This window comes from Dellaglioa sp. BT-FLS60 (assembly GCF_054941065.1).
On record NZ_JBSOLI010000035.1, the window covers coordinates 90,925 to 106,584 of the forward strand.

Consider the following 15,660-nt stretch of genomic DNA (forward strand, 5'->3'; position numbering starts at 1 on the left):
CCCATTTGTCAACACTATTTTAGTTATGCACAGATTCAACGTCTTTAATATTTCTTAATTATACGCTTTATACACTGCTATATCAGCCTTTATTTAATAATAATATCAAAAAAATAAAAGTTAAGCACAGCTTACGCAATTAAATGTGCATAACTGATTAATCAAACAAGTCCCTTACCAGTAACCTTTCACCTTGTTAAGCACACCCACCAAAATATCTATCCACTTAGTTATGCACACTGTTCATTTAAAATAAAAAAATATCCGTAAATATTGACTCATTTACGGATATTTCATCTTTAATTATTGTGCTGATGATGACTGACTTGTTGTGCTCGTACTTGTATTTGAATCTGTTGCTTCTAAAGTTAATTTTATGTTAGCTTTTTCTAATTTACCGTTATGGTAAAATTCAACAGCTACCGTATCACCAATTTTATGCTCGTATAAAACTTCTCGTAAACTTGAAATATCAGTTACTTTTTTACCGCCCAATTTTACGATAACATCATATTTACTAATGCCAGCATTCTTAGCAGGTGAGCCACTATTAATTTTAACAGCGACAATCCCTGAAGTAACGCTTGTTGGTAATTTCAAGACACTCTTTTGATCACTTGCTGAAACATACGTTAAATCAATTAATGAAATACCTAATGCGGGACGTTTAACTTTCCCATTAGCAACTAATTGATTAATAATAGACACAACTTCGTTACTTGGAATAGCAAATCCCATTCCTTCAACAGCAGTTGATGATTCACTAGAACTTGATGATTCTGTTGCTGTACTTGCCAATTTCATTGAATTAATTCCAATCACTTGACCAGACGTATTAATTAATGGACCACCTGAATTACCTGGGTTAATGGCCGCATCCGTTTGAATAACCGTTGCTTGACCCGTTTTAACACCAGAATCGTTTGTCACATCAATTGTCCGCTTTTTAGCTGAGATAATCCCTTGAGTCAATGACGTTGCGTAGTCAGATCCAAGTGGCGATCCAATAGCTAATGCCGTTTCACCAACCGTAATACTATCAGAATCACCAAATGTTGCAATTTGGGTCACATCTTTTGCTGAAATTTTCAAAACAGCTAAATCCGTAACCGCATCTTTACCGACAATCTTAGCACTTAACTTTTTACCATTACTCAATAAAACTTCAACTTTACTTGCACCCGAGATAACGTGGTTATTCGTTACGATATAAGCATTGCCATCTGATTTTTTGTAAATGACACCAGAACCTTCACTCGATTCTGACTCTTTTGTTGACGCAGAAGAATCACCTGTTGCGCCATATAAATCAGTTAAACGACTACTTGAACTATTTGATTTCGTATATGAAATCACTGAGACAACGGAACTTTTAACTTTAGCAAAAGCCTTTGACGATTGATTACTTGATTTAACACTAACGTTTGTTACTTTTGTTGTGCCTGATTTATTTGAAGCTGTTGTAATTGCACCATTATCGCTACTATTATTATTTTGATAAAATGCGTAACCACCAAATGCAATTCCACCACCAACTAATCCTGCAATCAGAGCTGTAACAACCGTTTTACCTAAACCAAATCCTGTTTTCTTTTCATTTGACATTTTTATATGCGCGACACATTTGTCGCTACCCCCTTTTAACGTAGTCTTTACTCTATTAAGAGTAACGGTTAATTGTGAACTATTTATGAACAAATTTCGAAAAAAAGATTATTCTTATAAAACAACTAATTTTGTGGCTTTTTCTGGATCTGTATCGAACACGTTAAAGTCGCCACCCACTGCCAAATCGTGTTCTTTCATCGTTGATTCAACAGTTAAATGAGCCAACGCTTTCATATTGTTATCCTTACTAAGATGACCCAAGAAGATTTTTTTTGTCCGATTACCCATAACATTCATCAACGCATCGGCTCCATCTTCATTTGATAAATGACCTTTGTCACCCAAAATACGCTGCTTTAATGACCATGGATAGCCACCCATCCGCAACATTTCAATATCATGATTACATTCAAACAGATAAGCATCCGCATCAGAAATAATCCCTTGCACATTCTCTGAGACATAGCCTGTATCCGTTAAAATCACAAATGATTTATCATTATGGTGAAATTGATAAAATTGTGGCGCAGCAGCATCATGGGAAACGCCAAAACTTTCAACATCTAAATCATCAAAGGTCATCACTTTACCCATGTCAAAAATATGCTTTTTCTCAACAGGAATTTTCCCGACAGTATGTGCCATAGCATCCCATGTCAATTCATTCGCGTACACGTTCATATCATATTTACGAGCCAAAATACCAGCAGCCTTCGCATGATCAGTATGTTCATGTGTCACGAATAATGTATCGACATCGTTAATATCTCGACCAATATCAGTCATTAAATTCGCAATTTTTTTACCACTTAACCCAGCGTCTACAAGTACTTTATGCTTAGGCGTTTCAATATAAGTGACATTTCCCGCACTACCACTTGCGAGAACACTAATCTTCAGATCGTCTGTCTCTTCATTCATTAATCGTCTACGCCTCTATCCTTTACTATTGTTTAATTTAAAACATCACTACTATCTTTCATAATTGACCCTGAAAATGCATTAACTTGTTTATACTGTATCGAACCATTGCTTGAATTTTTAATGGCGACTATCCAAACGGGAATGTAGACACTATATTTTTTATCTAAACTAAGCAACTCTGCGTAACCTAGCTTAGACCATTTAACCTGGCTCTTACTTGCAAGTTGATTATATTGATACAATATCAGGATTGCTTGTCGTTGGCTAATAATTGACTCATTTTCACGTAATTTTTCAGTTTTTGCCATATACGTCTGCGAATATCCCGTAATTTTATTATTTTTAATTGTAAATTTAATTAATCCAACATCTGAAAAAACCATTTTATTATAGACAACTTGTGAATATACCAGATCTTTATCAGTTGAAAGGCTAGCATTATAACGATAGTCAGAGCCATGTAAAATTAGTTTATGATTACTTAAAATCGCCTTATCAATTGTTTTACTTGGATTCATACCATCTAAGACACTGATTGGCGTCACAAAATTACCTGACAATGTATTATCTTTATACATTGTCGCTTGATCTTGCAACTGACTCCTATCCTTGTCTAACGAATCAGACGTTTTGTTAGACATATACACGCCCAACCCTTTTTTACCTGAGACATGCCCATATTTAATATTATCTTCTTGCATTTCTTTAAGTGTTGTATCTGTTTTTGTCGTCCCAACTGAAGAATTGCTGGAAATTTCAATTTGCTGATTTTGCCGTAACGAGGTGAATAAAAAGATATTCAAACCAAGAAAAACAATAATAAAAATAATCTCAATTCGTTTAAAATCCAATTAATCCACCTCCTTAATTTGTTTGTAATAGTTCAGCATAGCTTTTCCATTCATTTTTATAACAGATATACCAAGTTGGTGATAAACTAACCACCAAATCAGAATCAGAACTTGAGACCCAACGATAACCCATTTGAATATCTGAAATATTCGCGTCTTTATATCCTGCATTAATCAAATTATTCAGCACTTTTTCTGTACTTGGCAGCGTAACATCCGCTTTTCCAGATGGAACAGCAATTTGTAACGTTAATAATGAGAAATCTATTTTATGCCCACCATTAGCCATTTCCTCAACTTCAATTGCGCCATGTTTAGTCTGATTGAAGATTGGGAAACCTTCAATATAACTCCTAAATGTTGTCGTCATAGTATGACTATCAAAGTGATAAAAATGAATATTATCTAATCCGATACCCGTCGCTTTAATACTCGTATACCCTTTCTTTAAAGCTGTTTCACGATTTGTTTTTGGTTTAGTGTCTGAGCCTTTATCATCTTCAAATGACACTAAATTGGTCGCATTTTGAACCGTCAATTGTCGATTAGAACCATCATAATAAGTACTTGTCTTCTTACTTTCCTTAATGTTAACGGATGAACCATCTGTTTGTCCCAATAAGTTAGCGACGTACTTGCTTGCCGTTTGTTTATCCACTAAGTAACGGAAACGCGCAATTTTAAAATCTTGGTTATAGTACATAAAGATATTATCATTATGTAGCTTAAAGGTAACTGGCAATTGCGATAATGTCTTGCCTTGCACGGCATTATCGATCATTTTGTCTCGACTGTATGACTTACTTAAAGAAATTTCATACACTTTTTTATCTTTATCACTCAATAAATAGATACTTTTTTTACTATTATGGGGAATAACGATTCTATTAATAGAGCGATTTTTATAATTCTTATTCTGTTGATTGAATACTTGATTAAACAAACCAATCGTAATTTCATCCGAATAGCTAAGTACCAATTGATTTTTAGTATTCAAAAAAGCCAAATACGCATTTTTATTTTTAACAGGCACTTCAGAAATAGACTTTTCTTGCCACTTGCGCATTTTCTTTTGAATATTTGCAATAATATTAACCTTTTCACTATATAACACATTTTGTCCTTGTTGATCATTATAGATAACAGATGTTGGTTCATATACTTCACTTAACTTCGTACTTTTCGTTAACTCTGTCTGAGGGGTTGAATTGGTGGAATTTGTTGATTCATTTTTCCCATTCCACGTCGAATTTGTCCAAATGACCCATGATAGACCAATACTTGTCATAACTAATAAAAATAAGATTGTTGGTAAAATAAATTTATTCAATTTCATCCCACAGGTCCTCCTCATATGATTCATAAGGCAATGAAATATAGAAAGTTGAACCTTTGCCCTCTGAGCTATCTAACCAAATCTTACCCTTATGCATTTCGACAACTTCTTTCGAAATGGCTAAACCAAGTCCAGTCCCACCTTGAGCTCTTGATCGTGCTTTATCAACACGGAAAAAGCGATCAAAAATATGGGCTAAATCCTTCTTAGGTACACCAAGACCTTCATCAGAGATACTCAAGATAACGTGCTTATGCGTCTCCAATAAACGACAAGTAATTTCGCCACCATCTGGTGAATATTTAATCGCATTATTCATAATATTATCAATCACTTGAACAATCTTATCCGTGTCTAACTCAACCCATAAATCACGTTTAGTAAAGTCACGCTTAATTGAATATCTTTTTTTGGACCCATCATCAGTACTAATCATCATATCGAATCTATCCAAAACATAACTGAATAATTCATTCAAATTAACCAATTCAAGTTCCAACTTAGATGTTCCCGAATCCATTCGTGATAAATTAAGTAAATCGTTAATCATACGCATCATACGTTCTGTTTCATCCTGTGTGACTTTTAAGAAGCCAGGTGCAACTTCTGGATCTTTCCATGCGCCATCATTTAACGCTTCAATATAACTCTTCATACTCGTTAGAGGCGTCCTTAACTCATGAGAGACATTAGAAACAAAGCTTTCACGTTCACGCTCAATTTTTTGTTGTTCTGTAACATCATGTAAGACACAGACGAGTCCACTAATAAAGCCAGACTCTCTCTGAATTAATGAGAAGTAAGCATTTAATATTTGCTCATGTTCAACGTCAGATAAATCAATCATAATTTCATCTTGGTTTTCCAATAAATCACGTAACGTATACTGCTTACGTAAATCGAGGACGTCCAGAATAGATTGGCCAATTGATTTATCTTCATCTCTACTTAATAAATTAGTAGCAGCTTCATTCATAATGATGACATTTCCACGACGATCAGTCGCAATCACCCCATCTGTCATGTGTGATAAAACACTATCTAATCGACGTCGTTCAGCCTCAGATGATTCTTGTGCCTCTTCAACACGAACTGACAAGTTATTAACTGCGTCAGCTAATTGGCCCAATTCATCATTAGAATACACATGGACTTTACCCGAATAATCACCACGAGAAATCCGAATTGTTTGCTTCTTCATCTCTTCGATAGGTCGTGTTATTGCCCGGGAAATAACTATTGTTATTAAAAGAACCAATATTGCCGCAAAAACAGACGCCGATACAAAGATAACGGTGATATCATTGATATTTGAATATAAACTCTCAAGATTAGCTTTAACATATGTGACACCCACCGTAGTCGTTGTATTACCAACGGTACTAACTAACGGTACAATCGACACATAATAACGTTTATCGTTAGAGCCATCATAAATATTCTTTTCAAACGTCTTAGGCGTATATAACACTTGCTTAATGGTTGCATCCGTCGTTTTTTGACCAACAACAGCCTGATTATTAAAATCACTACTCCCACGAATTGTACCTTTACTATCAATTACTCGGATTTCTGTGATACTTGAATTACTGACATCTTCCAATATCTTTTTGATATCTTTACTACCGGTTGCAGTATTTGTTTTCGTTAAATCTTTCGTAATCGAATTTGTAATATATGTGGGCAATTGAACTTGTTGCTTAAATGCATTTAAATTCTGTTGCTCTAATTGCCTAACAAAATAAGCCCCGACAATTTCTAACGTTATTAAAAGTAATAACGCAAAAATGAGGGCTATTTTAAATTGAATAGATTTAAAAAAACGAATTTTTTGATTCATTTTCATCGTTATTCTCCCACTCTATTCTGAATCTGGATTTTTCATATAATAACCAACACCACGACGTGTTACTAACCATTCGGGATGACTTGGATTATCTTCAACTTTTTCTCTTAAACGACGCATCGTAACATCAACCGTTCTGACGTCACCAAAATAATCGTAACCCCAAACTGTTTGTAATAAATGTTCCCTTGTCATCACTTGACCCAAATGTTGCGCTAAGTAATGAAGCAATTCAAACTCACGATGTGTTAATTCAATCTTTTCATCATGTTTTGACACCATATAAGCTTCTGGGTGGATTGTTAATTGACCGACTTGTATTTCACTATTTTGAGGTTGTTCTTCAACTTGAACACTCTCAATTGTTTTTTGTCTTCTTAAATTAGCTTTAACTCTGGCTACCAATTCACGATTAGAGAATGGTTTAGTGACATAATCATCGGCACCTAATTCTAAGCCCAACACTTTATCAATTTCCCCATCTTTTGCTGTAACCATAATAATCGGCATATCATACGTTTTTCTCACTTGACGAGCAACTTCCAAACCATCTACTTTGGGTAACATTAAATCTAATAAAATCAAATCTGGTTCGACTTCTTTAACTTGTTCTAACGCTTCTTCACCGTCATAGGCAGTATAAACGTCGTATCCTTCTTTAGTTAAATTAAATTTAACGATATCAGAAATTGGTTTTTCATCGTCGACAACTAATATTTTCTTCATATAAGATCCTCCTTGTAGGAAGTTACAGAATTAAGTCTCTGTGCAACTTCTTAACCCTCATTATTATAGCCTATTCAACCAACATTGCCAAACATAGGAACAATTCATCAGAAACCTTTTTTGAAAAGTTATTGTCTTTTACTTGAACATATGATACCATATTTAACGTTGATGAATTATTATTAATGGTTTGGGTGGTTAGCTCAGTTGGTAGAGCAACGGACTCTTAATCCGTGGGTCTAGGGTTCGAGCCCCTAACCACCCATGGGTGCCAAACCCAACATATCGCAAGATGTGTTGAAGCATCTAGCTGCGGCTAGGTGCTTTTTTTATACCCTTTTTTATAAAAATGTTTCACGTGAAACAAAAAAACCATTCAATCGATATCTGAATGGTCACCATACTATAATAATTGTTTAGCAATTTAAATTTTATCTATCTAGCCAATTTTTTTAATCATTCGTGCTGGATTTCCCGCAATTAAAACATTATCTGGTACATCTTTTGTCACAACACTTCCAGCACCCACGACAACATTACTTCCAACTGTAACACCAGGTAAAATAATAACCGATCCACCAAACCAACAATCATCCCCAATTGTAATTGGACCATCATACTGCCAGCCTTCACGACGCAATTCTTTATTCATTGGATGGTGGTTAGGTGTATACAACTGACAATTAGGCCCAATGAAACAATGGTCTCCAATTGTAATTTGACCCGCACTTAAAATTTGCAGATTTGCATTAATAAAACTCCCTGTCCCTATTTTTAATTTTCCTGGCCATTCAATAGTTGATATTGGAAAATAAATTTCAGCAGATTCAGCCATTCCAGGTACAAATTCTTTAAGCATTTTTTCTGCTTCATCCGTATCGCGTGAAGCAACCTCATTTATTTTATAAATCATTTGTGCACTTGATTTAACAACTTTTTGAGCCATCTCTTCTTTAGCATACTGATACCAATCGCCATCCGCAATCTTATCAACAATACTTTTCTTACTTAATCTTTCAATCTCTTCTGCATTTAAGTCTCTCATTAACTTACCCCTCCAGCATTTTATAAAGCGCTTTCCCAATTATATCACTCCTGCCTCTGATGTCCGATTATTTTTTGAATAAGTTACTAAGTAATTGATATAAAATAATTCCGACTAACGCGCTAATCATTAATAAAGTTAAATAGTACTTACGCCAGTTAGATTAAAATAATTTGCTATTAAATCATAATTTTTGCTGTTGTTCTTATTCCTATTTTCGCAGCAAAAAGAGACGCGATAATTCGTATATTAGCGATAATAACGCGACTTCAATGACATGTAGCGCCTCTGTATTGAATGATTTATAACCAACTAATATCATGACAATCATTGCTAATATAATTAACACATCGATTATTATAGGCAGATATGTTAATTGATGATTTTTTAACCGCTGTCGATTACCAATAACTATCATGTATGCGATAATAAGTATTATTATACTAAAAGACTCCACGTCTAATACTCCCTTTAAATTTATTTTTACATCAACAAACCAATAATACAACAAAGAAGGCGCAAAATAAATTTGCGCCTTCTTTGTTGTATTATTATTCATTTTTTGACTATTTGTTAAGACTTGCTTACAACATTTTTATGCCCAAACGTCGTCTAAAACATTCGTTTGATCACGATCTGGACCAACTGAGAATGTCGAAATTTTAACATCAACGATTTCTTCAATACGTTTCACATAATTTCTCGCATTTTCAGGTAATTCAGCAAGAGTTTTCATTTGTGTAATATCTTCAGTCCAACCAGGTAACGTTTCATAAACTGGCTTGCATTGAGATAATTCTTTAAAACTAGCTGGATAACGATGAATAATTTCACCATTTAATTCATAGGCTGTACAAATTTTAAGTTCTTTTAATCCAGTTAAGACATCAATACTGTTTAAACAAAGATTAGTCAATCCTGAGACACGTTTAGAATGGTTCATGACAACACTATCAAACCAACCAATACGACGTGGACGTTTCGTTGTCACACCATATTCATGGCCAACTTCACGGATAAAATCACCTGTTTCATCAAGTAATTCAGTTGGAAAAGGACCATCACCGACACGTGATGTATAGGCTTTGCAGACACCCACAACTGTATTAATTTGAGCAGGTCCAACACCCGCACCAGTTGTTACACCACCAGCTATTGGATTAGAAGATGTTACGAATGGATATGTCCCGTGATCAATATCTAACATCACGCCTTGAGCACCTTCAAATAAGACTTTTTTACCATCATCAAGGGCATCATTAATAATTACTGACGTATCTCTTACATATTTTTTAAGACGTTGCCCATAAGCATAATATTCTTCAAAAATAGCATCAAATTCAAGTGGTTCGTGATCATATAATTTTGTGAATTCGCGATTTTTTTGTTCTAAGTTAGTTTTTAATTTTGCTGAGAAAATTTCTTTTTCCATTAAATCAGCAATTCTGATACCGATTCTGGCCGCTTTATCCATATAAGCTGGTCCGATACCTTTATTCGTTGTCCCAATTTTATCATCCTTCTTAGCAGCTTCTTGTAAGCCATCAAGGAGAATATGGTAAGGAAGAATGACATGTGCGCGATCAGAAATCCGTAAATTATCTCCTTTAATACCGAGTGCTTGCAGATAATCGAGTTCTTCACACAAGGCCTTAGGATTTACAACAACCCCATTACCAATGACACTCAATTTATCTTCAAAAAAAATACCTGATGGAATCAAATGTAATTTATAAGTATTACCTTCAAATACAATTGTGTGTCCAGCGTTATCGCCACCTTGATACCGTGCAATAACATCGGCATTTTGACTTAAGAAATCTGTAATTTTACCTTTACCTTCATCGCCCCATTGGCTACCTACTACGACTACTGATGACATATTTTCATCCACCTCATAATTTATATTTGATATTTCATAAATACAATCCTAGAATATTGTAGCAATAAAGAGAACAAAACACAACTAAAATACGAACATTGTATTTTCAATAAAACATTTATCAGCTATATAACGAACGTTTCATCTTATTATGCAAAAAAAATAGCCCTTAAAGGACTATTTTTTAAGCTTCCGCTATATAAGAGAGCGATGAAAATTTATTATATGATTTAACAAACAATAATTTAACCGTACCACGTTCACCACCACGGTTTTTTTCAATAATAACCTCAACTTCTCCAACATTTTGATCATCTTCATCCCTTGGGTCTGGCATATTTCCGTCTTCATCTTCGTCCGTTTCGCGTTCATAATAATCATCACGATACAAAAACGCAACGATATCAGCATCTTGTTCAATAGAACCAGATTCACGAATATCTGACAACACTGGTCGTTTATCTTGACGTTGTTCAACACCACGAGATAATTGAGATAAGGCAATGACGGGAACGCTTAGTTCTTTCGCCAATTTTTTCATTTGACGCGAAATTTCTGAGACTTCTTGTTGGCGACTTTCACGACCTGAACCTTCAATTAATTGTAAATAATCAACAACAATTAGCCCTAATCCGTCTTTTTCTTTGGCTAATCGACGACATTTTGCCCGAATTTCAGCCATCTTTGAACCAGCTGTATCATCAATAAAAATATTTGCCTTCGATAACGAATTCATTGCCACAATCAAATTGGACCATTCCGATTCATCTAATTGCCCCGTTCTTAAATGATTAGCATTAATACTACCTTCAGCACATAACATCCGACTAACTAACGATTCCGCTGACATTTCCAAACTAAATATAGCCACCGTTTCACCCGTTTTTGTCGCCACATTTTGTGCTATATTCAAAGCAAAAGCTGTTTTACCAACGGCTGGACGAGCAGCCAAAATAATCAATTCATCTGCATGCAATCCGGCAGTCATTTTATCCAACTCTGGATAACCCGTCGATAATCCAGTAATTGTGTCGCCTTCTTTAGCTAGCTTTTCAATATTTGTAAAGGTACTTTTTAACACGTCAGCAATAGCTTGAAACCCACTACGATTTCTTTTTTCAGAAACGCTCATAATTTCACGTTCAGCATTATCTAAAAGTGTTGCGACATCATCGTCTTGCGATAACCCATTTGTCGCAATCGTTGTTGCCGTTGCAATTAAACGGCGAATCATTGATTTTTCTTCAACAATCTTAGCATAATATTGAACATTAGCAGCAGTTGGTACTGAGCCTGCTAATTCAACAATATAGCTAACACCACCAACGTCATCCATCTGATTTTTAGACGTTAAATTATCTTGGATTGTCACAATATCAATTGCTTCATCTCTATCATTTAAATCCACCATAGCAGCAAATATTAATTGATGCCGACGTTGATAAAAGTCTTCTGGTTCTAAATATTCCATAGCCTCAACAAGTGCATCACCCTTTAAAAAAATGGCACCCAAAACAGCTTGTTCTGCTTCAATATTCTGTGGCGGTGTTTGGTCTGTTAATAGTTCATTATTCATTATATTGTGTTCTCCTTACTTCCCCAATCAAGAAAAAAACTGGCGCAAAATCAACTTTTGCCCAGTTTTTCAAATAAATACTACTTTAGTTATTGGCCGAGACATGCACGCGAATCATTGCTGTCACATCGACATGTAATTTAACAGGAACATTGGTGAATCCCAAAGCACGAATGGGTTCTGGTAATTCAACTTTACGTTTATCAATCTTAATACCATATTGTTTTTCCATAGCTTGAACAATTTGCTTACTAGGTATTGACCCAAATAAACGCCCATCTTCGCCAGCCTTAGCTGTTAATTCAACAACTGTTTTGTCATCTTCTAAAACGGCTTTTTCATCTTTAGCTTCTTTTAAAACTTCTTCAGCTTTCTTTTCTTCAGCTTTTTGTTGTCCTTTTAAAGAACTCATTGCTGAATTTGTAGCAATTTTTGCTTTACCATTTTTAATTAAAAAGTTTTGTGCATAACCGCTTGGAACTTCCTTAATTTCTCCACGTTTACCTTTTCCACGAACATCTTCTAAAAATATAACTTTCATGGCTAATCACTCCTTAGTTTCATCTTTTTTTGACATTAAAATACTAACTAATTGTTCTGCAGCTTCACTCACACTCACACCAGTCAATTGGGTTGCGGCATTGGATAAATGACCACCGCCACCCAATTGTTCCATAATGACTTGGACATTTGTGTCGCCAGTGCTCCTAGCTGAAATGCTAACACGATTATCTGGTCGTTTCGTTACAACAAACGATGCTGAAACACCAGAAACAGATAATAGCGAATCTGCCGCTTGTGCTGCCGTAACTGGATCATATACAGTATTATCTTCACCCACACATAATGCCAAATCACTATTAATGAACTCCACTTTATCAATTAAATGATTCCGTTTCAAGTAGCTATCGACATTTTCTTTCATAAAATCTTGAACCATTGTTGAATCAGCCCCAACCGATCTTAAATAACTGGCTGCATCGAATGTTCGCGTCCCTGTTCTCAACGAGAATGACTTCGTATCAATGATAATTCCAGTTAGCATTGCAGTTGCTTCAATTTTATTAATGGGTTCACTATCTTTTGATTGATATTCAAACATTTCAGTAATCAATTCACAAGTTGATGAGGCATAAGGTTCAATGTAAACCAACATTGGGTTTTCAGGAAATTCCTCACCACGACGATGATGATCAATAACCATTAATCGATTTTTAAGTTTTTCATATAATTCAGGGCTTCCAGAAATAGATGGTTTCGAATGATCCACCATCACTAATAAACTTTGCTCTGTTGCTTTTTCTAATGCCTCTTCAGGTGTAATAACATTATATTTAATATCAGGATATTGTTCCAATTCTTCCATTAACCGTTGTACATCGGAATGGACAGCTGTTTGGTCAAGGACAATCCAACATTTCATATTATTCATCAGGGCAATTCGTCTGATACCCAAACAAGCACCTACAGAGTCCATATCAGGGCTCTGGTGTCCCATAACGAAAACTTGGTCCAATGGTTTCATGATTTCTTGTAAAGCCTGAGAAATCATTCTAGCACGAACTCGAGTCCGCTTTTCCATTGGGTTAGTTTTACCACCATAGAATCTTGCTTGTTCCTCAGGCGATTTAACAACCACTTGATCGCCACCTCGGCCTAAAGCTAAATCTAAATTACTTTGGGCTAATGTTGCAAGTGAATTCAAATCACCATCACCATACGCAATTCCCATACTCAAAGTAAGCGGGAAATTTTGTTTTGATGTCCGTTCACGAATTCGATCTAAAATTTTAAAATTTTCTTCTTCAATTTGTTGTAAAGAATGCGCATGAACCAAAATAAAGAAACGATCCGTATCTGTTCTTTTTAAGTACATTCCATAACGACGTGCCCAATTTGATAACTCATTTGTGACGAAATTACTCAAGTTAGACACATTTTTATCCGACATAGATTGAGTCACTTCATCATAATTATCTAAAAAGACCTGTCCAATAACAACGCGTTCAGCTTCAAATTCTTTTTCGATTGCTGAGTAACGTGTAACATCCATCAAATAAGCGACATGGATATCATTTTGAATAATCATTTCAAAATCTTTTTCGTGCCACGTAACTGTAACCGCAGCTTTATTTTCAATATTATCCGTGATAATTGAAGCTAAATCGCCATCAACAGCCTCAATTTTTTTACCTAATACATCATTTTTTTCAAAATAAGGTTGTAAATAAGGGTTAACCCACTCAATTTCATTCTTTTCATTGAAAATTAAGATACCAATTGGCATCTTAATAAGCGCTTCTTGCTCACCACGTTTAATTCGATATGATAATTCTGATATATATTCATTCGTATTTGCGGTAATTTGAGACATGATATAAATGCTTGCACTAATAGCACCCAATGCAATAATTAATAATATAAGTCCTAAAAATAAATTAACCGTAAAAGATAGAACAACACTAAATAAAGACATGATTATGATAAAAATCGCAATCCATCTTAAGCGTTCATTCTTCAAAAAACCGGGAAGTTTCTCGTTCGAAAGGAACTTTTTCATAGTATCTCCTCATCTTTGAATTCTAGATGTTATCTATTTTATCACATTCAACATTTACCTGCACAAATCTTCCCATGGACAAAAAAAAGAAGACTATTTACATAGTCTTCTTTAATCATTACTATTCTTCTGAAACGAATGGTAATAAGCCCATAATACGTGAGCGTTTAATTGCAATTGTTAAACTGCGTTGGTTTTTAGCGCTTGTTCCCGTAACACGACGAGGTAAAATCTTACCACGTTCTGAAATGAAACGTTTTAACAAGTCTGTATCTTTGTAATCGATATATTCGATGTGGTTAGCTGCGATGAAGTCGACTTTACGACGACGACGTGCGCCACCGCCACCACCTCTACGTTGTTGTTGTTGTGCCATGTGAGTTTCCTCCTCTAATTAGAATGGTAGATCGTCATCAGAAATATCAATTTGTTGGCCATTATTTGCAAATGGATCAACAGTTGCTGAATCGTTAGTTTGCGTTTTGTTTGAATTATTATTCGAACTTGCGCCACCAAACGGATTAGCATTGTTATTTACTGATGATGAAGTTGATTGAGGAGCGCTGCTTTGATTATTAGCGTTATCTTGTTGGTGGCTTGACTGAGATTTTGATTCAAGCAACGAAAAGTTTTCAACGACAACTTCAGTAACATAAACGCGGGTTCCTTGTTGGTTATCGTATGAACGCGTTTGAATTCGGCCATCGACACCAATTAAAGAACCTTTATGCGTGAAATTAGCAAAGTTTTCAGCTGCTTTTCGCCAGATAACACAGTTAATAAAATCGGCTTCACGTTCGCCAGAAGCGTTCGTAAATTGTCGATTAACTGCAACTGTAAAAGTTGCAACTGCAGCACCACTAGCTGTGTAGCGTAAATCAGGGTCTCTTGTTAAACGTCCGACAAGTACTGTTCTATTAATCATAATGTGTTGCTCCTCTCCGTTATTTTATTAAAATGAATTATTTTTCATCTCTGTTAATGATCATATGACGCAAAATTCCTTCGTTGATCTTTGAAAGACGATCAAATTCGTTAATTGCGATATCGTCATCGGCTGTAGCATTAATGATATGGTAGATACCTTCATTATAACCGCTGATTTCGTATGCAAGACGACGTTTTGACCAGTCTTTTGAAGTAACGATTTCTGCACCATTACTTGTTAAAATACCATCGAAACGTTCGATCAAAGCTGCTTTAGCTGCTTCATCAAGATCGGTACGGATGATATAAGTAATTTCATATTTACTCATGACTGTTTACACCTCCTTATGGACTTTAGGTCCTTACCTCATGGCAAGAA

At 35.2% G+C, this 15,660-nt stretch carries 15 protein-coding genes and 1 tRNA gene; 1 reads left to right on the plus strand and 15 read right to left on the minus strand.

The window, feature by feature from the left end; all coding sequences use genetic code 11:
- Window positions 1–303: 303 nt before the first annotated feature.
- The 6 genes from ACVQ8P_RS06905 to yycF all read right to left on the minus strand — a co-directional run bounded on the left by ACVQ8P_RS06905 (window position 304) and on the right by yycF (window position 7,291).
- Window positions 304–1,605 (minus strand): S1C family serine protease, encoded by a 1,302-nt coding sequence (locus ACVQ8P_RS06905; RefSeq protein ID WP_462298484.1) that lies wholly within the window; start codon window positions 1,603–1,605, stop codon window positions 304–306.
- Between the two features lie 114 nt (window positions 1,606–1,719).
- A complete protein-coding gene (locus tag ACVQ8P_RS06910) occupies window positions 1,720–2,529 on the minus strand; it encodes an MBL fold metallo-hydrolase (protein WP_462298485.1) in 810 nt (269 codons plus the stop codon).
- Between the two features lie 32 nt (window positions 2,530–2,561).
- Window positions 2,562–3,383, minus strand: a complete 822-nt coding sequence (locus ACVQ8P_RS06915) for a two-component system regulatory protein YycI (RefSeq protein WP_462298486.1) — start codon at window positions 3,381–3,383, stop codon at window positions 2,562–2,564.
- Window positions 3,384–3,396: 13 nt separating this feature from the next.
- A complete protein-coding gene (locus ACVQ8P_RS06920) occupies window positions 3,397–4,719 on the minus strand; it encodes a YycH family regulatory protein (protein WP_462298487.1) in 1,323 nt (440 codons plus the stop codon).
- On the minus strand, window positions 4,706–6,559 hold the full coding sequence (gene walK / locus ACVQ8P_RS06925; protein WP_462298552.1) for a cell wall metabolism sensor histidine kinase WalK: 1,854 nt from the start codon (window positions 6,557–6,559) through the stop codon (window positions 4,706–4,708). The genes ACVQ8P_RS06920 and walK overlap by 14 nt, the downstream gene beginning before the upstream one ends.
- A gap of 21 nt (window positions 6,560–6,580) precedes the next feature.
- Window positions 6,581–7,291, minus strand: coding sequence for a response regulator YycF (gene yycF / locus ACVQ8P_RS06930; protein WP_462298488.1), 711 nt, complete (start codon window positions 7,289–7,291; stop codon window positions 6,581–6,583).
- Window positions 7,292–7,483: 192 nt separating this feature from the next.
- Between yycF and ACVQ8P_RS06935 the strand changes: the two genes are divergently transcribed.
- Window positions 7,484–7,556, plus strand: a tRNA-Lys gene (locus tag ACVQ8P_RS06935).
- A gap of 174 nt (window positions 7,557–7,730) precedes the next feature.
- Here ACVQ8P_RS06935 and ACVQ8P_RS06940 read toward each other — a convergent pair.
- The 9 genes from ACVQ8P_RS06940 to rpsF form a co-directional block, all read right to left on the minus strand.
- Window positions 7,731–8,336, minus strand: coding sequence for a sugar O-acetyltransferase (locus tag ACVQ8P_RS06940; RefSeq protein ID WP_462298489.1), 606 nt, complete (start codon window positions 8,334–8,336; stop codon window positions 7,731–7,733).
- Window positions 8,337–8,547: 211 nt separating this feature from the next.
- On the minus strand, window positions 8,548–8,895 hold the full coding sequence (locus ACVQ8P_RS06945; RefSeq protein WP_462298490.1) for a hypothetical protein: 348 nt from the start codon (window positions 8,893–8,895) through the stop codon (window positions 8,548–8,550).
- A 36-nt stretch (window positions 8,896–8,931) separates the two neighbouring features.
- Window positions 8,932–10,218 carry an adenylosuccinate synthase gene (locus ACVQ8P_RS06950; RefSeq protein WP_462298491.1) on the minus strand — a complete coding sequence of 429 codons (1,287 nt, stop codon included), beginning with the start codon at window positions 10,216–10,218 and terminating at the stop codon, window positions 8,932–8,934.
- 184 nt (window positions 10,219–10,402) lie between these two features.
- Window positions 10,403–11,794 carry a replicative DNA helicase gene (gene dnaB / locus ACVQ8P_RS06955; RefSeq protein WP_462298492.1) on the minus strand — a complete coding sequence of 464 codons (1,392 nt, stop codon included), beginning with the start codon at window positions 11,792–11,794 and terminating at the stop codon, window positions 10,403–10,405.
- A gap of 85 nt (window positions 11,795–11,879) precedes the next feature.
- Window positions 11,880–12,335, minus strand: coding sequence for a 50S ribosomal protein L9 (gene rplI / locus ACVQ8P_RS06960; protein ID WP_462298493.1), 456 nt, complete (start codon window positions 12,333–12,335; stop codon window positions 11,880–11,882).
- A 6-nt stretch (window positions 12,336–12,341) separates the two neighbouring features.
- Window positions 12,342–14,354, minus strand: coding sequence for a DHH family phosphoesterase (locus tag ACVQ8P_RS06965; protein ID WP_462298494.1), 2,013 nt, complete (start codon window positions 14,352–14,354; stop codon window positions 12,342–12,344).
- A gap of 121 nt (window positions 14,355–14,475) precedes the next feature.
- Window positions 14,476–14,730 (minus strand): 30S ribosomal protein S18, encoded by a 255-nt coding sequence (gene rpsR, locus ACVQ8P_RS06970; RefSeq protein ID WP_462298495.1) that lies wholly within the window; start codon window positions 14,728–14,730, stop codon window positions 14,476–14,478.
- A gap of 18 nt (window positions 14,731–14,748) precedes the next feature.
- Window positions 14,749–15,279: a single-stranded DNA-binding protein gene (gene ssb / locus ACVQ8P_RS06975; protein ID WP_462298496.1), complete on the minus strand. Its 531-nt coding sequence runs from the start codon at window positions 15,277–15,279 to the stop codon at window positions 14,749–14,751.
- A 37-nt stretch (window positions 15,280–15,316) separates the two neighbouring features.
- On the minus strand, window positions 15,317–15,610 hold the full coding sequence (gene rpsF, locus ACVQ8P_RS06980; RefSeq protein ID WP_409021850.1) for a 30S ribosomal protein S6: 294 nt from the start codon (window positions 15,608–15,610) through the stop codon (window positions 15,317–15,319).
- Between the last annotated feature and the right edge of the window lie 50 nt (window positions 15,611–15,660).